Genomic DNA, 22,423 nt, shown 5'->3' on the forward strand with positions numbered 1-22,423 from the left:
GGAAAAGAAGCCTGCCCTTAAGCTTACTCCTGAACAATTAGCTCTTTTCCCTGACTTCATTTAGTTATCCCGAACTCAGGTTATTAGTAAAAAGTATATCAGGTTTAAAGAGCCGGGTCAAGCAACTCCTTCCCCCATTGGTACTATGGATTTTTTAATTTTGCGTTTTGCCCTTTATCTGGGGGTAGGTGTATGATGTTTTTTGACTCAATATCAGGAGCCGGAAGGGATGATGGCTCAATTCCCGGGCATTCAATGCAAGAACAATTAACCCATTTGCGGGCGGAATTAGCCCAGATACATCATGAACTCATCGAAGCCGAGGCAGAATTGGCCGACCGGCTGGCCGAAGTGAACGCCTTTGAGTTTGAATTTGAGGCCAGGGTGGGTTATTTATTTGATACCCTGGAAGCGCTGGAAAAAGAAATCCAGTGGTACACCGAGCGCATGCAAACTCTGCGCAGTAAGCAGGTTTTTGGCCAGGCTCACGTTCCGGTTGACGTGCAGTACCGGCGCGCCTGGCAAGCCCCGCCGCCAACCGCGCCCACGCCGCCGCCCCAACCCCTCAATGCGGCCGGCGAGGCGGAGATCAAACGATTGTACCGCCAATTGGCCCGCCGGTTTCATCCCGACCTGGCCGTAGATGAAGCCGATCGGACCCGGCGCACCGAAAAGATGGCGGCCGTTAATAACGCCTACGCCGCCCGCAGCCTGGTTGAATTGGTAGCCCTGGCCGCCGGGCCGGACACAACCCTTGGCCCCGCCCCAGACCAGACAGAGACGCAGTTGATCCAGGCCCTGCAAGCCGAGTTGCATCGCTGCCAAAGCCGTCGGCGTCAAATTCAGAAGGAATTACGTAATGTGCGGTTTCGGCCCAGCGTGGAATTGAGCATTGAGGTTAAAATGGCCCGCCGCCAGGGACGCGATTTATTGGCCGAGATGGCCGCCGACCTGAAACAAAAAATTGCCCGCCAAACCGCCGAGCGAGATATGCTCAAAGCCCAATTTGACCAGTTAGGACCGGAACAGGGCTTTATTAGAATTGAGCGTTGAGAGCGCGAATTACAGCGTGGAATAATAGACCAGGCCGCCAATGACGGCCAGGATAATCAAACTGGCAATGAACCAGCCCCAATTAATTGAACGCCACTGCGCCGGGAGATTTTGCTCAACGGCGGGCTCCGGCAGGGGAATGAACATTTCGCCGGGGTCGTCGGGGAGCCATTTTTCGCCGTCGTGTCGGTACCAGGTTTCGCTTTCATGGCCAAACATCCAATAGTAACCATCTTCGGCCACGTCAATCAACCCCAGTAGGGATTCTTCAAAGGCGCGCTCGCCCATTTCGCCGGCGACAAGTTTTGCTTTTAAGGCCTTCACGGATTGTTCGACCGTCATGAAATCAATCATAAGTTTCTATCCGTATAAAATTTGCCTTCAGGCAGGGTAGTAGGCTTCAGGCGGACGACGGGGGTAGGGCGCGTATCAGCGGCGATGGTAGAGGCGGCCTCGGCTTCCATCTCGGCAACGTAGCCCCCCTCGGGAGGAGGCGTGTCGCGCACTTTAATGATAATGGTGGTGATGTTGTCGGGGCCGCCGGAGGCGTTGGCCAGATGGGTGAGTTGTTTGGCCGCCTCAAGGGGCGAGTCGGTGGCGCAGAGCGCCTCTTTTATGGCCGCATCGCCCACCGGCCCCCATAAACCATCGCTGCATAGGATGATGGTATCATCCAATTGCAGTCTGTCGGTAAACGTGTGAATTTCTAAATCGGTATCCTGTCCCAGGGCCTGGTAAAGAACATTCTGGCGGGGATGATTCAGGGCTTCTTCTGCCGTAATCTTGCCCAACTCGCGCAAGCGGGAAACCAGGGAATGGTCCCGGCTAATGAGCTGCAATTCATTGTTACGCAACAGATAGGCCCGCGAATCCCCAATGTTCATAACCACCAATAAATCATGGTACAATAGAGCCGCCACAATGGTGGTGCCGCCGCCTTCGGTGGCTTGCATCACTTGCAGGTTTGCCTGCTCAATGGCTTTTATCATGGCCTCAATGATGGCCTGTTGCGGCTCTTTTTCCGGCAGGTGAGCGGCGGCGTAATATTCGGCAAACGTGGTTTGAATAGTTACCCTGGAGGCCACCTCACCTTTTTGATGCCCCCCCATGCCATCGGCCAGCACGTAAAAGTAACCTCTTTGGGCCAAAGTATCGCCATCAAAATTCACGGGAAGTTGGTAGGCATCCTCGTTGTGGCTACGCAGCAGGCCGGTATCGGTTACTCCGGCGTAATGGAAGTACATATCTGGTTTTGAGGTATTCATTGATAACGTTGTCCTGTGGGCACGGTTTGAGATTACGCTTCTATTTTGGCATAGATCACCAACATGGTCAATAGCCAGAAACAACCATTTTTATTATAGTCCGGGTAGGGACAAATCACCAAACCCTCTGCTAAAATGTTGGCTCCGGCCAGATAGACACTTCTGGCGGGTTAGTTTATAATACAGGCGAATAGAGAGCGTTACGCCATACGTAATACGCCCTACACCGGGAAGAGTTGCCTGTAGAATAAGGCGCCATCCGTTAAATCACTATTTGAGGAGAATATACCATGAGTGACAAACTCAATTTGCCTCGCCTTCCCCGGCGAACAGTAAAATATGTCACCGATCCGGGCGAGATGAGTGAGGCCGGGGTGCGGGGCATGCTGAGCAATCCGGTTTATGCCGGCGTGCCTCCTTACCAGCGCATCGTGTCCGACGAAGCCTGGATTCAATCTGCCGCCCAATTGATAGAAGATGAGGGGGTTGAACAGTTTTTGGTCAATATGCTCTACATGCTGCGGAACAGCATGGTTGATGTGGTGCCCGATGAAGCCATTCCCGCCGATTATGACGGTCCTTGGCCTGAAGAGGATGAAGACGAAGAAAATTTATCGTTCCCCGCTAATTCGTCCGACCCATCTTCTCCCTGGCTTTATCCTTTGGAGGGGCTTATCTTTTGTTCGCACGATGGACTGCCCATGATTATTCTTGACAACGAGTTTCTGTGTGTGGGCGAATATCTGTACGCTCACCTGGAAGACGCCCCCATTACCGACCTGATTACCGAACCCGTTTTGACCCTTGTTTTTCAAAACGGTCACACCTTACCCCTGCTCTGCCCCGATTGCGGCCAATCTTTTCATACCGACGATTGTAATGAGTTGTTAGATACCCTCAACGGCCTCATCATTACCAATATTGAATGGGATTATGACACTCAGGAGTTGGTAATTAGTTTTGGCAAACCGGAAGAGGTGGAAAGTGAGGAGGAACCCGCAGAAATATTATCCATTCATCTTAACTCGGTGCGCGAATTGACCTGTCCGGGCCAACAAGAGTGGCCGGACAATGAGGAGATGTAGGGGGTGACAAGGTATAAAAAATATGACCAGTGACTTCTCGATCACCTGGCACCACCGCATTTTGGCCTGGCTGGCGCATCTCTTTACGGCCAGCGGGGCCGTGTTTGGCCTGTTGGCCCTGGATGCTCTTCATCGGCAGAAATGGGGCCTGGCTTTTTGGTTAATGGGTTTTGCCATTATTGTGGATTCGGCGGACGGCGTGCTGGCCCGGTTGGTTCGGGTAAAAACAGTATTGCCCCATATTGACGGCTCGCTTTTGGACAATTTGCTGGACTATCTTAACTACGTGATGGTGCCGGCCTTTTTTTTATTGCTCAGTGATCTGCTTCCGGCCAACTGGAGGCTGGTGGGAGCCGGGGTTATTGTGCTGGTCTCGGCGTTTCAATTCAGCCAAACCGAGGCCAAAACCGACGACCACTTTTTTAAGGGTTTCCCCAGTTATTGGAATATTGTGGTTTTTTACCTGTTTCTGTGGCAGTTGCCGCCGCCGGCCAACCTGGCGATCATCCTCTTGTTGGCTGTGCTGGTTTTTGTGCCTATTAAGTATGCCTATCCCTCCCGGCCCGATTACCTGGCCCGCAGTCGCTGGCTGCGGGGCGCTTTTGTGCTGGCCACTATTCTGTGGGGGATAGCCGCCGCCGCGCTCCTGTGGTTTCATCCGGCAACCAGCCGGTTTTGGGTGATTTACTCTATTGGCTATTTCGTTTTTTACGTCCTGTTGAGCATATACCGCACCCTTGTGCCTTTGGAAAAGGAGTAGAGGCTGGTTTTTTTGTGCTTAAATTCGGTTTGGGCCTAATAAAACCCGGCCCATACTTCCGCAATATTACTCAGCCATCCTTCAACAGCGGGGCCGGCTGAAACCCATGCCGCTCCAGCCACTCCCAATCCGGCCCGGCCCAGCCAACCTGGTTAAAATCAACCCGGCCCTGCCGGTCAAAAATAATCCCTTCCGCTTCCAATAACTCCCGTTGATGCGCGCTGCCATGCCCGCTGCTGCGCAGGCTGATTTTACCCTGGCGATTAATGACTCGCTGCCAGGGCACGTCGGTACCAAAAGGTAGGGCCGCCATCGCATAACCAACCATCCGCGCCGTGCAGCCACCCACAATGGCCGCCACCTGGCCGTAAGTGGCTACCCGGCCGGCCGGAATTTGGCAAACTACGGCGTAAATCCGCTCGTAGGTTGGGGCGTTTTTTAACAAAGTTGGAGACGTCATTTTTTTAATTCCTCCACTTTTTCCTGCAATACTTCCAGCACCCGGTCAACTTCATCCAGGTGAGAGCGAAAACATAACACGGCCAGCCGCAGGATGAATTTGCCATCGAGCATGGTGGAAGAAACAAAAACCCGGCCGTCGTTTTGCACCGCCTGGGCCAATTTTTGGTTAAAAACATTGGCGTTGCCGCGGGGCGGGAGGTAGCGATACGTGGCAATGGAAAGGTCGGGATAAGGGCCAACCTCAAAGCCGGTCAGCGTTTGCACCTGTTCATGAAAATAACGCGCCAGCAGTATTTTCTCAGCCAAAACCGCCCGGAAAGGAGCCACGCCCGCCAGCTTCAGGGCCAGCCACAGCCGTAATCCCCTAAAATGCCGGGTCAACTCCGGCGACAGGTCCGCCGGGGAGATGATTTCAGCCGGCGCAGTCTCGGCATCTTGCATATAGGGCGCATCCTGGTAATAATGGGCCTGGTGGAGTTGTTGGCCGTTCTTTACCAAAATGGCCCCGGTGCCGTAGGGCAGAAATAGTCCTTTGTGCGGATCAATAACCAAGGAATCGGCTTTTTCCAGGCCGGGCAAAACTTCTTTGCCTTCTGCACACAGGGTAAAAATGCCGCCATACGCGCCATCGGTATGCAACCAGAGCTGGTGCGTGTGGGCGATGTCGGCAATATCCGGCAAGGGGTCAACCGCGCCCACGTCGGTAGTGCCGGCCGAGGCAATGATTAGCCAGGGATGCAACCCGGCCTTTTTATCGCTCAAAATTGTTTCGGCTAAAACCTCGGCCCGCATGCGGTACTGCCGGTCCAGCGGAATATACCGTTTGACACACTCCCTTAACCCGGCCAGGCGCAGCGCCTTATCTACCGAATGGTGAGTTTGCCGGGATAAATACACCACCGACCGGTCAAAATCTTTGGCTTTTAAATCATGGACTTCCCTGGCCGTGACAATCCCGGCCAGGTTGGCAATGCTTCCCCCGGAAGTTAAAGTGCCGGCAGCATTGGCCGGATAGCCCACTTCACCGGCCAGCCAGGCCAATAGCATTTGTTCCATCCGCACCGCCCCCGGCGAAGCAAAAAACAAGCCGGCGTAACGATTGGTCACTGCCGCCAAATAATCCCCCAAAGCCGCAAAATAGAGACCTCCCCCGGGGATGTAACCAAAAGCCCCGGGCGAGGCCGGATTGATGCCCACCTGGTCCACATTGTGTTGCAGGAGGTTCAGGGCTGTGTCCAGCTCAATTGGTTCGTCCGTAATGGGCGAATCGTACAACCCCCTGCCCCCATCGGCCAAAATCGCGTAAGCCGGGGCCTGGGCCAGATTTTCCAAAAAACTCTCCGCGTATTGGCCAACCCCGGCCAATAAATTGGCGCGTTCGGCCGCATCCGGTTCCAGAGGCCGGGCCTGATTTTGGAGCGCTCTGATTTTGGCGCGCATCTTCTTTCTCCTGGTGCTAGAAATTTGTAGGATAGAGTAGATTACCCAATTTTTTAAAGAATAACAAAATTAGCATCACGGAATTAATTGAAAGTCCAATAATCTCGTGTCCAAACTGGAGTTTGGGCATGAGATTAAGCATACCAAAACTAGCGCTGTTGGTTAAACGTGAGGGAGAGGGTAAGACAATTTCAGACGTTGTTGTCTTTTTGCATTAAACGCATCCCGTTCAAAGTGACCAGGAGGGAGGCACCCACGTCGGCAAAAACTGCCATCCATAGGGTGGCCACGCCAAAAAGAGCGGTCACTAAAAAAACGGCCTTGATGAGCAGGGCAAACCAGATGTTGAACCGAATGGTGCGGGCGGCGCGCCGGCCCAGGGCAATTGCGCCGGGCAGTTGGGCCAGGTCGTCGGCCATCAGGGCCACGTCGGCGGTTTCCAGGGCTTGGGCCGTACCGCCCGCGCCCATGGCAACGCCAACACTGGCCGCCGCCAGGGCTGGGGCATCATTGACCCCGTCGCCAACCATGGCCACGGTATTGCCGTATTCGTTAACCAAATCCCGCACAACCATCACTTTGTCCTCCGGCATTAGCCCGGCCTTTACCCGGTCCAGGCCCAATTGCCGGCCAATGGCTTTGGCCACGGTGGGATTGTCACCGGTGAGCATGACGGTGTGGGCCACGCCTATTTTTTTCAGAGCGGCAATAGCGGACCGGCCGGTCTGGCGGGGCGGGTCGCTCACGGCCAGGTAGCCGCACAAGGCATCATTCTCGTGGACCAGCATGGTGGTGTGGCCGTTGGCCTCGGCTGCGGCAACGCGCCGGCAGAATTCGGCGGCGTGGTTCCGGTTGGAGTGCAACAGGGCGTGACTGCCCACAGTGACCAGTTGGCCGTTCACCCGACCCCGCACGCCTTGTCCCGGCAAATTTTCAACCTGCCGGGCCTGAAGGTGGGGCAAGGCCCGGCCTTGAGCAGCCAGGATGATGGTTTGGGCCAGGGGATGGGTGCTGTAACGCTCCACAGCCGCTGCCTGAGCCAGCATGTCGTCGCAGTGGCGGCAGGCAATCAGCGGATCGCGCGCACGGGCTTCAGCGCAGCAATTGTCGGCACAGGCAATGTGGACCAGTTCCGGCCGGCCCTGGGTCAGCGTGCCGGTTTTGTCAAAGGCCACCACTTTTACCCGGCCCAAGGCTTCCAAAAACGCCCCACCCTTGATCAATACCCCGCGCCGCGCCGCCGAGGCAATGGCGCTGACCACGGCCACCGGCGTGGCAATCACCAGAGCGCAGGGACAGGCGATGACCAGCAAAGTGAGCGCGCGGTAAAGCCAGCCCCGCCCACCGGGCGAATCCAGAAAAGGTTGGTCAAACAATAGAGGCGGCAGCACGGCCACCAGCGCCGCGCCGATGACCACCAGAGGGGTATAGACTCGGGCGAATTTATCCACAAAACGTTGGGTGGGCGTTTTTTGGCTTTGCGCTTCTTCAACCAGGTAAATGAGCCGCGATAGGGTGTTGTCCGCAGCCAGGCGGGTGACTTCAACTTCCAGCAGGCCATTGCCGTTGACGGCGCCGGCAAACACCTCGTCGCCGGGGCTTTTTTCTACCGGGAGGCTTTCGCCGGTGAGGGGGGCCTGGTTTACGGCGGAGTGGCCGCTGCGCACCCGGCCATCCATGGGGATGCGCTCGCCGGGTTTAACAATAATGCGGTCGCCCACGGCCAGCGCCTCAACCGGAACATTTTGTTCGCGCGCGTCGCACCAGGGGCAGGGGCCGCTGGTGTAAAGGCCGGAGCCATCGGGCAGGGAGCGGCCTCGACAATCCGGGCAGTCCAGGCGCGGGCGCAGCACGACGGCCGCGGCGGGGGCCAGGTGGGTAAGGCTGCGGATACTATCGCGGGTGCGCTCCATGGTGTAGCCTTCCAGGGCTTCGCCCAGGCTGAACAGCACAATCACGGTGGCGGCCTCGCCGTATTCGCCAATGGCAAAAGCGCCAATAGCGGCCAGGGTCATTAATATGTTCATATCCAATCCCTGGCCGCTGCGCAGGGCGGCCCAACCTGTTTTGGCCGGAAAATAAAGGCCAAACAGCCCGCCCACCAAAAAGAAGGCGAACGAAACCACCCCGCCGCCGCTCACGCCTTGCGCCAAAAAAGCCAGCAGAATAAAAACGGCCCCAACCAGGGTGAGCATATTACGCGGCCGGTGCAGCAGGTTGAACCAGAGCCGGCTTTTGGAGCGAGGCCGGGAAAAGGCCTCCGGCGCGGCCACGCCGTAGCCCAACGCTTGAACTTGCTTGACCACTGTTTCCCGGTCAACCTGCCCCTCAACTTTCATTTTGGCCGTGCCAAAGTTGACCCGGCAATAAACAACGCCGTCCAGGTTGGCCACGGACTTTTCCAATTTCAGGGCGCAGTCGGCGCAGTCCAGGCCAGTGAGGTGTAACTGAAGTTTTTGGTTCATAAAAGTCACCGATGTTTGATATGTTCTAAACCACGCCGGAACAGGTCACGCACGTGCTCGTCGTCAAGGGTGTAATACACCAGCCGCCCTTCTTTGCGGTTTTTGACCACGCGCAGCTCGCGCATCAGGCTGAGTTGGTGAGAAACGGCGCTTTGCGACATGCCCAGGCTGGCCGCCAGATCGCACACGCACAGCTCGGTATGGGCCAGGAGCGAAACAATACGCACGCGGGTTGGGTCGGCCAAGGCCTTAAAAATAGCGGCCAGGCGGGTGGCCGACAGGCCGTCCAGCAGGCGCTGTTGGGCCTGTTTTACTTTTTCTTCGTCAATAATAATTTTGGCGCAGCGCTCGGCCGGCGGTGTTTGGGGCATTGTTGTCTCCGCTAATATATGAATAGTTACTCATATATTACCTTGAAAAAAAGAGGTTGTCAAGGTGGTGAACAAAAGCCCGGGTTTTACCACGTAATCTGAAACCCCTGAAATTCGCCGCCGGGAGTTTCGTAGGCGGTTTCCACGTTGTCTACCCGGGCCGAGGGCGGGCCGTCGTAGCACCAACTGACGGCGTTTTTAACCGCTTTTTCATCCCCTTCAAAAATCGCCTCCACCCGGCCATCCCACAAGTTACGCACCCAGCCGGTCAGTCCCAATTCCTGGGCTTTGCGCTGCGTATGCCAACGAAAATTGACCCCCTGCACCCGGCCAGAGACAAAAACGTGGGCGCGGGTCACTTTTGTGTTTTGATCGGTCATTGGACCCTCCTGCCGCAATTTTAACCATTAATATTGTAGCACAAAAATCTGAGATGAGACAGGGCAAATTGCCAATCGCCCTGTCAAAAGGGTCAAATTGATTTTCTGAATTCCCAACCTATGTTATACTTCACTCATGCCACAGCTTGCTATCCGGTTATTAGGATCATTTCAAGTTACATTAGACTCACGCCCCGTGACCGCTTTTGCCTACAATAAAGTGCGGGCCTTGCTGGCTTATTTGGCAGTGGAAGCCGAGCATTTTCACCGGCGCGAAACCCTGGCTACGCTATTTTGGCCCGACCAAACCCCCAAACTGGCCCGGCAAAATCTGCGCCAATCGCTAGCAACCCTGCGCCGGGCTATCAATGATCAAAACGTTTCGCCCCCATTTTTACTGATTGATGGCGATACGGTCCAATTCAACTGTTCTAACCAGACCTGGCTGGATGTGGCCGACTTCCGGACGCATCTGGAGGCTGACGGCCATGTTCATCCCTATCCCGACATCGAAAGCTGTCAAAGCTGTATCCAACACATGGCACAAGCCGTCGCCTTATACAAGGGTGAATTTCTGGCCGACCTGCTCTTGGGCGACAGCGTCGAGTTTGAAACCTGGGCGATTGCCTGCCGGGAACGATTCCACATCCAGGCCCTAACCGCGCTCTATCACCTTACCCGCCATCACCTGCGCCGGGGCGAGTATAACCAGGCCCAAACCTACGCCCTCCAACAGATGGAGCTGGACCCCTACCGGGAAGAAGCTCACCGGCAGTTGATGCGGATTTTGGCCTGCACCGGTCAGCGCGGCGCGGCGCTGACCCAATACGAAACTTGCTGCCGCATTTTAAGCGAAGAATTGGGCGCGGAACCCTCGCGGCAAACCCAGGCTTTATACAAGCGCATCCGCTCTGCCGGAACAAGGTGCCCCCACAATTTACCGCCGCAACTCACCTCGCTGATTGGCCGGGAGGGGGAACTACAATACCTGGCCGAACATCTGGCCAACCCCAACTGCCGCCTGCTGATCCTGACCGGCCTGGGCGGCATTGGCAAAACTCGCCTGGCTCTCCAGTCGGCCCAAGAACACATTGGGATTTTTCTGCACGGCGTTTACTTTGTCCCGCTGGCTGCGCTGAGTTCGAGCGAGTTTCTGGCCTCGACCATTGCCGACGCCCTGGGTTTATCTTTTTCCGGTGAAGAAGACCCGCAAACCCAACTTGTGAATTATTTGCGAGAGAAAGAGATATTGCTGGTGTTGGATAGTTTTGAACACCTGCTGGCTTCCCCGGTAACAGAAAAGGCAGGGCTAGATTTACTGCTGGAAATCCTCAAAATCGCGCCAGAGGTAAAAATAATGGTGACATCCCGGCAACGCCTGAATCTTCAGGCCGAGTGGGTTTTTAAAGTACAGGGGCTGGCATTCCCCCAAAAGAACTTTGAAAAAGGCAACTTTCATCAAGCAAGCATCGAAAGTTACAGCGCGGTGCAACTCTTTTTCAAGCGCGCCCGTCGCGTCGAGCGCGAATTTTCACTTTCAGGCGCAACCACAGCCACGGTGGGTCGTATTTGTCAACTGGCGGAGGGGATGCCGCTGGCAATTGAACTGGCTGCCGCTTCGGTAGCAACCTTATCGTGCGAGCAAATTGCCGCCCAGATCGAAAGCAGTCTTGACACCCTGACCACGACCATGCGCGACGTGCCCGAACGCCATCGCAGCGTGCGAGCGGTTTTCAAACACTCCTGGCAGTTGCTTGCCGAAGCGGAACAGCGTGTTTTTCGAAAGCTAACCATCTTTCGCGGCGGTTTTACCGCCCAGGCAGCCCGGCAGGTGGCCCAGGCCACCCCGGAGGTTTTGTCCAACCTGATTAATAAATCTCTATTGCAACAGGATGCCTCAGGACGGTACGGCATCCACGAGTTATTGAGACAATTCGCTGCCGAAGAACTCAACAATTATCCTGCGGAAAAAGAAACAGCTCTTGAACGCCGTTGTACATATTATGCCGACTTTCTACACCAAAGAGCCGCACCCCTGAATATAAACTTTCATCCAGAAATTCTGGCAGAAATTGGGGTCGAGATCGAGAATATCCGGGCCGCCTGGCAGTGGGCTGTGACCCAGGCAAAACTCGAAGCCGTTGAGCCTTGCCTGGAAAGCCTCTATCAATTCTACTGGGCGCGAAACTGGTTTCACGAGGGCAAACAAGTATTTGCGCAAGCCGAGGAAGTAGCCCTGGCGGCGGGTCAAAATGATAGCCTGCTTCTGGCCAAGATTTGGACGCGACAGGCTGAGTTCGAGAGCTGGCTGGCTCACTATGACGGGGCCAAGATACGGTTAAAAAATAGTATCCGGGTTTGCCGGACACTTCAAGAGCAGGATGAACTGGCTTTGGCCCTTCAATTGCTGGGCCGGGTTCACTATTGGCAGGGTGAACACGTACCGGCCAAAGAACGCTTTGAGGAGAGCCTGACGCTTTACCGCCAGACAGACAACAAGGCCGGGATGGCCCTGAGCCTTAACAATTTGGCCAATACCATCGGTGACCTATCAGCCGATTATGACCAGGCCCAATCTCTTTATCAAGAAAGTTTGGCTCTTGCCCGGGAAATTGACGACCGGTTTGGTATCGCCCGGGCGCTGATCAACCAAGGGGCAGTAGCTCAAGAAATAGGAAACTATCCAGAGGCGCAACAACTCTACCGGGAAAGTCTGGAGGTTTATCAAAAAATTGGTTACCGGTATGGGCAGTCGGCTGCGCTCAACTATCTGGGGCAGGTTACCAGCTTATTGGGTGAGCATGTCGCGGCCAAAACATTTCTACAGCAAAGCTTTGACCTGAGCCAGGAAACGGGCGACCACCGCTCAATGGCAGATTGCCTGAAACAGTTAGGCAATGTAGCCTGCCGCATGGACGCCTACCCGGAAGCAAAAGAATATTTTGCCGAAGCCTTAAACCTGGTTATGGAAATACAAGCGGATCAGATGGCACTGGATATTTTGATAGGGGTGGCGAACCTTTTCCAACAACAGGGCAAACAGGAAAGCGCCTTGGAGTTGCTGGCCTTCGTTATTCATCAATCGCAAGGTAGCCAGGAACGTAAAAATCGCGCCCAAGCTCTTGTGCCCAAATGTGAGGCGGGGCTTTCACCGCCAGTGATAACACGATGCCGAGAACGCGGGGAAAGCCAAATCCTGGCCGAAATCGTGGCGGCGGTCCTGGCTGAATGAAACCTGCCGACCAAAATTCAAGTAGCCACATTCTCGATAGCCTCCGCTAAATCACACATCACGTTAATGACCCGCCGCAGATGATTGATATCCGCCTCGGCCCCCGTAAAAATGCCGTGACTGTCTTGAAAGCGTAGTTCCCTGTAGTGCTAAAAACCAAACAAATACCATTGTCCGTTCCGATTGACCAACTTCATCGTTTCTTCATTATTCCCATCCGGACCAAATAAAAATGGCACTTCCGCCTGTGTCCCGTCGGGGTTGATTGTTGCCTTCCCGTTTATTTTCCCAGCGGCAAAATACTTGATAAATTCCTCCCGGTCTGTCTCATCCGTAGCCCAATTGCAAATTGTCTGTGTATCGTTGTCGTTTTCGCCTTGCGGGTCGCACAAGCCTTGCAGCAGAGTGAAATTGCCGGATTGGGCGGCATCAAAAATAGTTTGCACCACGCTTTCGGGCGATGTTGCGGGCGCGGCGACCGGCGCGTCGCTGGCAACGGCGAAGATGTACGCGCCTTTATTTTGGTCAATGTCTTCAACGCTGACAATATAGGTCAGGATTTTACCGCCGCTATCGGGCACAGTGAAGGTGAATTGTTCGTTCTCGCCGGGGCCTGACTCATTGAACTCAGCCAGAACAGTCTGACTTTCCAGATCACGAATTTTGACCACCAGATCAACCGGGGTGTCGGGGTGGGGAATAACATTGCCCTGCAACGTAGCCCCGCCGGGCGCAGTGTAGGTGTAGTAGAGCAGCCCGCCTTCGGGCAAGCGGCCAATGCTGAAATAGTTGGGGTCTAAAGCAAAGCTAACTTTGGGCGAGGCTTCAAAAGCAGCCACATAGTCGCCGCCTTGTCCCCCGGCGTCTTCAACAACAATGTGATAAAGCGCATTCTGGGGAATGTTCACCACCAGAGAGTCGTCGTTGTTGGGCACCGCGCCTAATATCTCGCCGGTATTTGCGTTTTGGATACCAATGAGCATCTCGGCAGTTGAATAAATGCTGGCCCCGACCTTGTCGCCGGGCGAGGCCAGGAAGAGGAAACGCTGCGCTTCGCCCGGTTCCAGGCTGTTCTCAAAGCCGATTGAATGGCCGGGGGCGCGATTTATATCAATGTCCATGAGGGACGGCTCTGCGCCGGTTTGAGAGCTTTGGCCTGCGGTTTCCTCGGGGGTCGGGGTTGCCGTAGGAGGCCCCGGGGTTGGCGTTGGCGCCGGCGTGGGGGGAGGCTTATCGCCGCCGCCACAAGCAAAAACAAAGAGCGTCAAGCCGATGGCCAGGGTTGTCAATAGCCGCATTCTTGGGGTTTGTTTACTTTTGTTGAACATTTTTTTCTCCTTAATTTTTGTCTGGTTAGAATATGAAGGTGCCAACTCAAAACGCTAAATCATAATAGCCCGCCAAGGCGATGACAAACTCAACTAAATCACTGTCATCGGCAATGTTTTTCCGGCTAAAATTTGTTTAAAGTGTTTAGTTTGTCGGGGCGAACATACGATGTAAATGCTTCTTACTATTTTGGAGCTACGGCAACTCAACGTAGGGCTGCAACCACGCTGATACCTGCCCGATGCCCACGGCCACGCCATAAACTTTTTTGGTCAACTCGTCCCTCTCAAAGCGAGTCTCACTGCTACACTCGGCGGGCATTGCGCCCGCTAAAACCGTGTCGGCCACTACGACGCCGGTTTTTGCCTCGCGTAAGGTGATGTTTGTTTGATACTGCAAACGCTCGACGGATGCTTGTCGCCCGTTTTCAAGCGTGTAAGGGCAACTTTCGACGAGAACTTCAGCAACTTGCATGCAGGCCACCAACTCTACCTCCGGCAAGGTTTGCGGCGTCCACTCCGGGCGCAAGGGGTCGCGCGGGGCACGCCAATTGCCCTCGACGCTGCCACGCGCTAATACAACCGGATGTACGCCCGACATTTGGCTATAAGCGGCTGCCTCTGCAACAGCTTGACCATCGCCACTGCAAACCGGCAAAACAGGTTTGAGCACTTGCTCTTCCCAGGTCGCTTGCGCCTGTTGGGTAGCTTCACGTTGCGCCTTCTCGCTGGAGCCGCAGCCGGTAGCGATAACCACAATCAACAAGATGGACCCAGTAATTAAAATCCATCTTGTTCGTTTGTTTTCCATTCCTATTGACTGACCTCCTCTTTTTTAATATCACTCACGCCCTGGTGATTGTTTTATATTTTTTGCTTCATCCGAGTGCGGCTGGTCAGATGCCGAAATCTCGGCCATCTGCTCTTTTAAAAAAGTAACCAGACGCTCCAGGCTGGCAAAGCCCCGCTGTTCATTCCTGGTCAGGTTGACCAGCACAAATCGCCAGCTAGATTTTTCTCCAGCACTTTCTTGCCACAAACGAATCAGATAAGAGTGGTATTTGGGTTCAGCCATTTTATTGTTCTTGGGTGTTCGGCCAGACTAGTATCGTTTTGACTCTGTGATGCCATCATAACACGGGGGCGTCAAAAAAGCGTGAAAAAGAGAACCCTCTTGCGAGTATTGTTTGACCCATTCTACCGTGGTAAGGATGTTCAACTCGAATTCGACCAGGAGACCTGCGACAGATATGGTCGCGCCCTGGCTTACCCACCCAAAAGGAGACGCAAAGGTTAAAGTTTTTATTCTCCCACTCCTCACTCAAGGTCATTAAGGCCGGGGTTGTATTTACGTTGGTTTGACCAAAACCCTCTTTAGCAGTACAATCGTAGTGGGTTATCAAATTTGACACCTGGTAAGACCTTTCACCCTTCTCTCCCCCCACCTCCTCCTCCGAGATGATGGTTCAACTCTGACTATGCCACACCACATGCCACATATCTGGCTGCCACCTGCCTCGCCTCCCTGACCGGCGACTCCAAGCTAATACCAACTACCTCACCGATAACGACAGCGTTAATTATCTGCGCCCAAGCAAGTAACCGTAGGGACAGCGCCTTGTGCCTGTCCTCTGGGGCGACCACAAGGATACGCCCCTACCTTACCGGATTAATTTCTAAAAATTCATCAGAAACGCCTGTTTCTATTGAAGCAACAAGCTGTTGTCTCGTTTTGTGATTCCCGGCCCAAGCCCATAACGAATTTAGACAACCAACGGATAAAAAAACGAATACTCGGCAGCAGCGAAAAATCCGTTCCCTTCAACAGGCTCAGGACAGGTTCCTCATCAATCCACTATAGTGTTGGGGGCGAGGAAAAGAGCCAAAACTATTAGGAGTTACGCAGTTGGGCGTTTAAATGTCATTCGAGCGAAGAATGAGCGAGAAATCTCCAAGAAACTCGCCTGCAACCGGCCAAATTGGAGATTTCTCTTCGCTTCGCTCATCGAAATGACATGAACTGCGTAACTCATAACTATATTAGCCATAGGAGAACCAAACCATGAAACATTTCAAAAAAGTAAGCCAATTTGGTCTGAGTATAACCCTGGCCGGCCTGCTGTTGCTGCTGCTGGTCACCAGCCTCTGGGCCGCAAGCTTTTCCTTGACCCGCGTCACCACCGCTTCGCCCAGTGGCCGGTTCAGCGAGTACCCCAGTATCAACAGTGATGGCCGCAAAATCGCCTTTGACAGTACTGCCGACTTCCTGGGCCAGGGCATTCCTGCGGGTCAATACGAAATCTGGCTGTACGACACGGCCACCATGACCCTCACCCGCGTCACCACCGCTTCGCCCAGTGGCCGGTTCAGCCGGCACCCCAGTATCAACAGCGATGGCAGCAAAATCGCCTTTATGAGTAACGCCGACTTCCTGGGCCAGGGCATTCCTCAGTGGCAATACGAAATCTGGCTGTACGACATGGCCACGATGACCGTCACCCGCGTCACCACCGCTTCGCCCAGTGGCCGGGCCAGCCGGCACCCCAGTATCAACAGCGATGGCAGCAAAATCGCCTTTATGAGTAACGCCGACTTCCTGGGCCAGAGCATTCCTGATAATCAAGACGAAATCTGGCTGTACGACACGGCCACGATGACCGTCACCCGCGTCACCACCGGCGCGGTGGGCCGGGCCAGCCAGGCCCCCAGTATCAACAGCGCCGGCAGCAAAATCGCCTTTCAAAGTACCGCTGACTTGCTGGGCCAGGGGATTGCTGGTCCAGACGAAATCTGGCTGTACGACACGGCCACGATGACCGTCACCCGCGTCACCACCGGCGCGGTGGACCGGTACAGCGAGTACCCCAGTATCAACAGCGATGGCAGCAAAATCGCCTTTATGAGTAACGCCGACTTCCTGGGCCAGGGCATTCCTCAGTGGCAAGACGAAATCTGGCTGTACGACACGGCCACCATAACCCTCACCCGCGTCACCACCGGCGCGGTGGGCCGGGAAAGCGAGTACCCCAGTATCAACAGTGATGGCCGCAAAATCGCCTTTGTCAGTGACGCCGACTTCCTGGGCCAGAGCATTCCTGATAATCAAGACGAAATCTGGCTGTACGACACGGCCACCATGACCGTCACTCGCGTCACCACGAGTGGTACTGGCCGGGACAGCGACTACCCCAGTATCAACAGTGATGGCCGCAAAATCGCCTTTCACAGTGATGCCGACTTCCTGGGCCAGGGCATTCCTGATAATCAATACGAAATCTGGCTGGCGGCCGGCGCGAGCAGCGTTAAGACCTACTTGCCCCTGATCCTCAAGAATTCGTCGCCGTAAGCCGGTAGTTGATCCATAAAAAAGACCCAAAGGGGGGCGTCATCAATGTAGCTGAACCCCTTTGGGGCTTTGTTTGGTGGAGTTTGGAGGAGTAGCAGTTACGCAGTGGGGGAATTATTAGCCCTCCCTAAATCCCTCCCAAAGGGAGGGACTTACCTAGTTCTCCCCCCGTTGGGGGGAGCTAGAGGGGGGCCATGCGTGTCAACTGCGTAAGGAGTCTAAGTTAAAGCCAAAAAATTGGTCTACTCAGCCGGCTCGCTGAACCCGGGTAACAAAGGGTCGTCAACAACAGTCTGCCCATATCGCCCCGCCGCCGCTGTTAAATCATAAATGTCTACCAGGCCATCGCCGTTCACGTCGGCGGTGTAATCGGCGCTGTTGTAGCGGGCGGCGATGAAGGTCAGGTCAAAGATGTCCACCAGGCCGTCGGCAGTAGCGTCACCCTGGGATAAGGCTTGGCGGGAGAAGAGGTCAAGGCTGAAGCCGCCATCATCCGCTGCGCCTGAAGCCGGGAAAACGCCGGGGCACTGGTTGGCGTGGTCGCCAATTACGGTGACCGTGCCGGGGTTGGCGCCGCTGGTAACGTACACCCGGTCGGTGGTGCGGTCAACGGCAATGCCTTCGGAGGGGTTCTCACTGACGTTTTGGGGCAAGGGTACATGGAAATAGCTGGACCAGCCCTTGGGAATGAAGAGGGCTTGATTTAATTCGCTGCCGTCGGCGGTGGAGGTGGTGGCCCAGATGTGGCCGCCGTCGTAGCCGGGGCCAATATCGGGGTTAACGGCAATGGCCCGCAAGGGCAGGGGGCGATGGCGATTGTAGCCGCGCTGGAACGCGGCCCAACCCAAGAATTGGTCAGGGGCGCCGTGCAGCGTGCCAATCGCTACAATACGATTGGTGGCCACCGTGGCCACGTAGACCAAACTGCGCGTTTCATCCACGGCAATGCCGTAAGGCGGGCCGCTATCCCAAAGAGGAACCACGCTATTAATTGAGGTTCCTTTGATGACAGTGACCGAGTTATTACCGGAATTGGCCACGTACACTTTGCCGGTAACGGGCGAAGCGTCCAGGTGGAAGGGCCGGTTGAAATTGCCGGTGAGCGTGGTTTCCACGGTACGAGAGGCAACATTGATAACCGAAACCGAGTTGTCCAGGCTGTTGGCCACGTAGAGGTAGCCGTAGATGGGGTCAAAAACAACGTCCCATGGCCCGTTGCCCACGTCAACGGGGGAGAGAACGTTGAAACTGGTTGCGTCGGTGTTGATCTCGATGGGCGTCACCTGATCGCTATCATAATTAGTCACCCAGAGCATGTGGTGCAGCCCGTCATAAGCAATGCCGTTAGCGGCGTTAACATCGGCAATGGTGGCAATGGTAGCGAGGGTATTGGTATCAAACACCGAAACGCTGTTGCTGCCATAATTGGCCACGTAGGCTCGCTGTTTAGCGGCGTCCAGGGCAATACCGCGCGGAGTCTGGCCCACCGTGACCGTGCCCAAGGTGGTGGGGGCGCAATCGTGCGCCGGGAGCGGGACAGGGGTGGGGGTTGGCTCCGGTTCCGGCTCGTAGCTGCCGATGGCCAGTTTGCTGACAAAAACATCCTTAAAACCTTCTAAAGTGGTATCAAAAGCGCCCTCGGAAATAGGGAAATCTGTGGAACTGGTGGGGCCGGTGAGGTAGGCGTTACCGCCGGTATCCACATCAAGACCGTAAGCCTGGTCGTAACCTTCAGCCGTGCCCAGATAGGTAGAGTAGGCCAGGCCGGCGCCGTCGGCCGTTAACTTGGTCACAAAAATATCGGGCGGGGGGAACATTTCCTCCGCCGCATCAAAAACGGGATCAAAGGCAGTGGGCGTGGTGGGAAATTCGCCGGAAGCGGTTTCGCCGGTTACATAAATGGCGCCGGTGCTGCCCAAAGCCAGGGCGTGGCCAATGTCCTCGCCGCTGCCGCCCAGGTAGGTGGCAAAGACCACGTTATTGCCTTCAGGATTCAGCTTGGCCACAAAGGCGTCGCCCTCGTACTCTTCCACCTCGCTGTTGTAATCGGGGTCAAACGCGCCAGGCGTGACCGGAAAGTCAGGAGAGCGGGTATTGCCGGTGAGATAAACATTGCCCAGCCCGTCCACCACAATGTCTTCGGCGTACTCGGTTTCAGTGCCGCCCAGGTAGGTGGAGTAGACCAGGTCGCTGCCGGTGGGGTTCAATTTAAAAACAAAGATCTCCTGGTCATCGTAAGTGGTATCCAGCGCGCCGGGCGTTGTCGGGAAGTCGGTAGAATGAGTGTAGCCCGACACGTAGGCGTTGCCGCTTTCATCTACCACCACGCCGGCAAAGGAGTAGTCGGCATCGTTGCCGCCCACAAAGGTGCCGTAGAGCAGGTCGCTGGCCTCGGGATTTAGTTTGACCACGAACACGTCGTACCAGTTGTCAATCTCGGTATCATAAGCGCCGGGGGTGGTGGGAAAATCGGGCGACGGGGTGAAGCCGGTAACGTAGGCATTACCGGCGCCGTCCACGTCAATGCCCCAACAGAACTCGTTATCTATGCCGCCCAGATAGGTGGCAAAAAGTAAGGCCGTGCCGGTGGGGTTGAACTTGGCGGCAAAGGCGTCGGCTTCGCCATCCAGGTTGGTATCAAAGGCGCTGGCCGAAGTAGGAAAATCTGGGGAGGTGGTATAACCGGCCAGGTAGGCGTTGCCGGCCTCATCAATAACAAGGTCGGTGGCTGTGTCGTAGTCTGTTCCGCCCAGGAAGGTGGCGTAAATCAGGTCACTGCCGTCGGGGTTGAATTTGGCCACAAAGGCATCGCTAAAAACGCCTTCGATGGTGGTGTCAAACGCGCCAGGGGTGGTGGGAAAGTCATTATAGGCCTGACCCGTAACGTAGGCGTGGCCGGTCGCATCAACCGCAAGGCCCCGGCTGCTATCCAGTTCGCCTGCGCCGCCCAAAAAAGTGCTATAAACCAGGTCCGCTGCGCCGGCAATTTGAGCCAGGGAGTCAGAGGGCAGGGAAGCCGCAGCGAATGGCTGCCGCACCAGGTTGCCCTCAACCTCCGGCAACAAGTCAGGGCCGGCGGTTGGCAAGTCGGGTGATTCAACTTGGAACAGCGGCAGGGTGAATTCGTCCAGGGCGGTGGTCAAGCGCAAATGGCCGGTTTCAGCCACGACCAATGTTTCTGCGCCTTCAACCTGCAAGGAAATGTCTTCCAGGGAGATTATGTTTTGGGCGTTCGGCTCGTTTTGCGCCACAGCAATGTCTTTTCTCACCAAGCGTTTGACCAATTGCCCGTTTTGGCCGGTTAGTTCCAGGTCAATCCCCGGATAGAGGTCTACATAACGCACACCGCCCCAAACCGGAACATTGGTTTGCCAGCCCGCCGGGTTGCTGCCCCTGAAGTAGGAGATTTGGGCATCGAGGCGATGGAAGGGTTCTATTCTAGGGTGAGGGTTAGCGTTGACAAAGCTCAGTTTAAGATTGACCCCAGGACGTGATTCGTTGGCCAGCAAGGCGCCGACGGGGTCTGGATTCATTACTTCTTCCACTTCAGCCGGTGAATCTTTAATGAAGGTGAACCAGAGCGCGTTTTCGGCCAGGCAAAGGGGGGTGGGGCCGCCGTAAACCCGAAATTGTGTCGCCTGGTCAAATTGGCCCACGTTTTCAACAAACAGTAAGGATTGGTCTGCTTGGGCCAGAACCGGCTGCCCAGAATATCCTGGCCAGGTAGTCAAGATAAGGGCCAACATTATCAAAACAATCATCTGACCAATTTGCCTATAAGTTTTGCCGTACAACTTCATTTTTACCCCTCTTTCTTTCCCCTCTAACTGAGAACAAAAAGAGCCAGACCTTCGGGGACTCTGGCTCTATGGATGATTGAAAATAACAACAGGCAAAACAGGGCCAGCGAAGGGCCAAGCAGCGCTTTCCTTCTGACTAACCTCTCCAGGATACAATAAAGAGAATAGTCCGACCAATAACATATTTCACCTGCTGCGGATTAATTTTTAAGGAACAAACTGAATCCCGGCCATTTTGGCCTGACACACCTTATCATAGCACAAAGCAGGCCGATTTTCAATAGGCTTAACGGGGGATATTGTAGCTACCGCCCGCGCCACCAATCTTTGCGGGTGCGGGGATCCATGAACCGGCCAGTGTCGCGGATAGCCACGCGAATTTCATTATCGCGGGCGCGACCAAACGCCTGACCCGCGCGGAGGGCCGGGAGATGGCGGCGTCCGGCGGCATTCATCCGCTCGTACAGAGCCAGCAAATCAGGCTCGGTACAAACTCCTTCAACGTGGATGGTGTAACCCGAAACCACGCTGTCTTCGCCCGTATATTTGAGAGTGAGACGCTCCGGGTCGGCGTATAACACCATAACGGCGTAACCCTGGCCGATGCTATAGCCCGCTTCCGGCACGTGGATGGTTTCTCCCCGTTCAACCTGGAGACCCAACAACGTCACCTCAAAATCGGTGATTGGCCCGCCGCGCGAGTTTTTGCCCCAATTCCAATGATTGACGCGATAAACGTTGGCAATAACGCCGGCCCGTTTATCGGCAAAGAGACCGGGCAGTTGGGGGGCGCGGGAGTCGGTGGGGCCGGACATGTCAATCAGCCCCAGGCGGGCGGTGGTGGGACTGTAGCCGCGCAGGGCCAGGTTGATGTCGCCGTGTTGGGCGGCGGGGCGGTCGGTGGGTGAGCCGACAATGGGGATGGCGCCGTAAGTTTCACCGGGGATAGGCGCGCAGGGGTCAATTTGCGGCGTAGGTGGTTGTGGGGTTGGGATTGGGGTTGGCGGCGGTGGCGTTGGAGCCGGTATTGGCGATGGAGCGGGGGTAGGAGTTGGCGAGGCAGGAGGGGTAACGCCGGCAATCGCCGGGATGAGCAGAACCTGCCCCACCCAAATCATGCCGGGGCTTACCAGCCGGTTGGCCTGCTGAATAAGGGGATATTTATGAGCGTCGTCGTAAAATTGGCGGGCAATCTTGGCCAGGGTATCGCCGCGCTGCACGGTGTAGGTTAAAAATCCACCGGCGGCGCCACTGCGGGCGTAAGCCACAATTAGGTTGGCCAGGATTTGCTCCAGGGGTTTGCCCTCGTTTTGAGCGCGCCGCAACGCAGCCTGATAGATAGCATCGTCCAAATCAACAGCAAAGTTTCGCGCGGGCATGAGGTTCCTCCTCTTTGGTGGATGAGTATCACGGCTCATTAATATCCTTTCGTTTAA

General features: G+C 55.3%; 17 protein-coding genes. 5 read left to right on the forward strand and 12 right to left on the reverse strand.

Going from position 1 to position 22,423, the window contains the following annotated elements:
- The first annotated feature begins 255 nt into the window (after positions 1–255).
- Positions 256–1,053: a J domain-containing protein gene (locus tag JW953_10185; protein ID MBN1993061.1), complete on the forward strand. Its 798-nt coding sequence runs from the start codon at positions 256–258 to the stop codon at positions 1,051–1,053.
- 9 nt (positions 1,054–1,062) lie between these two features.
- Here JW953_10185 and JW953_10190 read toward each other — a convergent pair whose 3' ends face one another.
- The gene (locus tag JW953_10190; protein MBN1993062.1) at positions 1,063–1,407 is read right to left on the reverse strand and encodes a hypothetical protein; all 345 of its coding nucleotides are present in this window, start codon (positions 1,405–1,407) and stop codon (positions 1,063–1,065) included.
- Positions 1,404–2,318 (reverse strand): serine/threonine-protein phosphatase, encoded by a 915-nt coding sequence (locus JW953_10195; GenBank protein MBN1993063.1) that lies wholly within the window; start codon positions 2,316–2,318, stop codon positions 1,404–1,406. Before JW953_10195 ends, JW953_10190 begins: the two co-directional genes overlap by 4 nt.
- 290 nt (positions 2,319–2,608) lie before the next feature.
- On the opposite strand from JW953_10195, the gene JW953_10200 reads away from it, so the two are divergent.
- Both JW953_10200 and JW953_10205 read left to right on the forward strand, forming a co-directional pair.
- Positions 2,609–3,403 carry a hypothetical protein gene (locus JW953_10200; GenBank protein ID MBN1993064.1) on the forward strand — a complete coding sequence of 265 codons (795 nt, stop codon included), beginning with the start codon at positions 2,609–2,611 and terminating at the stop codon, positions 3,401–3,403.
- Positions 3,404–3,425: 22 nt separating this feature from the next.
- Entirely contained in the window at positions 3,426–4,163 is a 738-nt protein-coding gene (locus JW953_10205; protein MBN1993065.1) for a phosphatidylcholine synthase, read from the forward strand.
- Positions 4,164–4,233: 70 nt separating this feature from the next.
- On the opposite strand, the gene JW953_10210 is transcribed toward JW953_10205, so the two are convergent.
- From JW953_10210 to JW953_10230, 5 genes are all read right to left on the reverse strand, one after another.
- Positions 4,234–4,623 (reverse strand): MGMT family protein, encoded by a 390-nt coding sequence (locus JW953_10210; GenBank protein MBN1993066.1) that lies wholly within the window; start codon positions 4,621–4,623, stop codon positions 4,234–4,236.
- A complete protein-coding gene (locus JW953_10215) occupies positions 4,620–6,065 on the reverse strand; it encodes an amino acid decarboxylase (GenBank protein MBN1993067.1) in 1,446 nt (481 codons plus the stop codon). The genes JW953_10210 and JW953_10215 overlap by 4 nt, the downstream gene beginning before the upstream one ends.
- A 191-nt stretch (positions 6,066–6,256) precedes the next feature.
- The gene (locus JW953_10220) at positions 6,257–8,530 is read right to left on the reverse strand and encodes a cation-translocating P-type ATPase (GenBank protein ID MBN1993068.1); all 2,274 of its coding nucleotides are present in this window, start codon (positions 8,528–8,530) and stop codon (positions 6,257–6,259) included.
- 5 nt (positions 8,531–8,535) lie between these two features.
- The gene (locus JW953_10225; GenBank protein ID MBN1993069.1) at positions 8,536–8,901 is read right to left on the reverse strand and encodes a helix-turn-helix transcriptional regulator; all 366 of its coding nucleotides are present in this window, start codon (positions 8,899–8,901) and stop codon (positions 8,536–8,538) included.
- 86 nt (positions 8,902–8,987) lie between these two features.
- Positions 8,988–9,281 (reverse strand): acylphosphatase, encoded by a 294-nt coding sequence (locus JW953_10230; GenBank protein MBN1993070.1) that lies wholly within the window; start codon positions 9,279–9,281, stop codon positions 8,988–8,990.
- 196 nt (positions 9,282–9,477) lie between these two features.
- On the opposite strand from JW953_10230, the gene JW953_10235 reads away from it, so the two are divergent.
- Positions 9,478–12,513, forward strand: a complete 3,036-nt coding sequence (locus tag JW953_10235; protein ID MBN1993071.1) for a tetratricopeptide repeat protein — start codon at positions 9,478–9,480, stop codon at positions 12,511–12,513.
- A 149-nt stretch (positions 12,514–12,662) separates the two neighbouring features.
- Here the strand turns inward: JW953_10235 and JW953_10240 are convergent, their stop codons facing one another.
- From JW953_10240 to JW953_10250, 3 genes are all read right to left on the reverse strand, one after another.
- Positions 12,663–13,841 carry a hypothetical protein gene (locus tag JW953_10240; GenBank protein MBN1993072.1) on the reverse strand — a complete coding sequence of 393 codons (1,179 nt, stop codon included), beginning with the start codon at positions 13,839–13,841 and terminating at the stop codon, positions 12,663–12,665.
- Positions 13,842–14,037: 196 nt separating this feature from the next.
- Positions 14,038–14,652, reverse strand: a complete 615-nt coding sequence (locus tag JW953_10245; protein MBN1993073.1) for a hypothetical protein — start codon at positions 14,650–14,652, stop codon at positions 14,038–14,040.
- A 30-nt stretch (positions 14,653–14,682) separates the two neighbouring features.
- Complete coding sequence (locus JW953_10250) at positions 14,683–14,916, reverse strand: hypothetical protein (GenBank protein ID MBN1993074.1); 234 nt, start codon at positions 14,914–14,916, stop codon at positions 14,683–14,685.
- Between the two features lie 987 nt (positions 14,917–15,903).
- Here JW953_10250 and JW953_10255 point away from each other — a divergent pair.
- The gene (locus tag JW953_10255; protein MBN1993075.1) at positions 15,904–17,187 is read left to right on the forward strand and encodes a PD40 domain-containing protein; all 1,284 of its coding nucleotides are present in this window, start codon (positions 15,904–15,906) and stop codon (positions 17,185–17,187) included.
- A 242-nt stretch (positions 17,188–17,429) separates the two neighbouring features.
- Here the strand turns inward: JW953_10255 and JW953_10260 are convergent, their stop codons facing one another.
- Both JW953_10260 and JW953_10265 read right to left on the reverse strand, forming a co-directional pair.
- On the reverse strand, positions 17,430–20,987 hold the full coding sequence (locus JW953_10260; GenBank protein ID MBN1993076.1) for an SBBP repeat-containing protein: 3,558 nt from the start codon (positions 20,985–20,987) through the stop codon (positions 17,430–17,432).
- A 305-nt stretch (positions 20,988–21,292) separates the two neighbouring features.
- The gene (locus JW953_10265; GenBank protein ID MBN1993077.1) at positions 21,293–22,366 is read right to left on the reverse strand and encodes a LysM peptidoglycan-binding domain-containing protein; all 1,074 of its coding nucleotides are present in this window, start codon (positions 22,364–22,366) and stop codon (positions 21,293–21,295) included.
- Between the last annotated feature and the right edge of the window lie 57 nt (positions 22,367–22,423).

This window comes from Anaerolineae bacterium (assembly GCA_016931895.1).
GTDB lineage: Bacteria > Chloroflexota > Anaerolineae > 4572-78 > J111 > JAFGNV01.

Coding starts and splice junctions, on each gene's coding strand:
- JW953_10215 (MBN1993067.1), bottom strand. CDS start 6,065: ATGCGCGCCAAAATCAGAGCGCTCCAAAATCAGGCCCGGCCTCTGGAA.
- JW953_10245 (MBN1993073.1), bottom strand. CDS start 14,652: ATGGAAAACAAACGAACAAGATGGATTTTAATTACTGGGTCCATCTTG.
- JW953_10260 (MBN1993076.1), bottom strand. CDS start 20,987: ATGAAGTTGTACGGCAAAACTTATAGGCAAATTGGTCAGATGATTGTT.
- JW953_10220 (MBN1993068.1), bottom strand. CDS start 8,530: ATGAACCAAAAACTTCAGTTACACCTCACTGGCCTGGACTGCGCCGAC.
- JW953_10195 (MBN1993063.1), bottom strand. CDS start 2,318: ATGAATACCTCAAAACCAGATATGTACTTCCATTACGCCGGAGTAACC.
- JW953_10200 (MBN1993064.1), top strand. CDS start 2,609: ATGAGTGACAAACTCAATTTGCCTCGCCTTCCCCGGCGAACAGTAAAA.
- JW953_10250 (MBN1993074.1), bottom strand. CDS start 14,916: ATGGCTGAACCCAAATACCACTCTTATCTGATTCGTTTGTGGCAAGAA.
- JW953_10210 (MBN1993066.1), bottom strand. CDS start 4,623: ATGACGTCTCCAACTTTGTTAAAAAACGCCCCAACCTACGAGCGGATT.
- JW953_10190 (MBN1993062.1), bottom strand. CDS start 1,407: ATGATTGATTTCATGACGGTCGAACAATCCGTGAAGGCCTTAAAAGCA.
- JW953_10185 (MBN1993061.1), top strand. CDS start 256: ATGCAAGAACAATTAACCCATTTGCGGGCGGAATTAGCCCAGATACAT.
- JW953_10265 (MBN1993077.1), bottom strand. CDS start 22,366: ATGCCCGCGCGAAACTTTGCTGTTGATTTGGACGATGCTATCTATCAG.
- JW953_10205 (MBN1993065.1), top strand. CDS start 3,426: ATGACCAGTGACTTCTCGATCACCTGGCACCACCGCATTTTGGCCTGG.
- JW953_10225 (MBN1993069.1), bottom strand. CDS start 8,901: ATGCCCCAAACACCGCCGGCCGAGCGCTGCGCCAAAATTATTATTGAC.
- JW953_10230 (MBN1993070.1), bottom strand. CDS start 9,281: ATGACCGATCAAAACACAAAAGTGACCCGCGCCCACGTTTTTGTCTCT.
- JW953_10240 (MBN1993072.1), bottom strand. CDS start 13,841: ATGTTCAACAAAAGTAAACAAACCCCAAGAATGCGGCTATTGACAACC.
- JW953_10255 (MBN1993075.1), top strand. CDS start 15,904: ATGAAACATTTCAAAAAAGTAAGCCAATTTGGTCTGAGTATAACCCTG.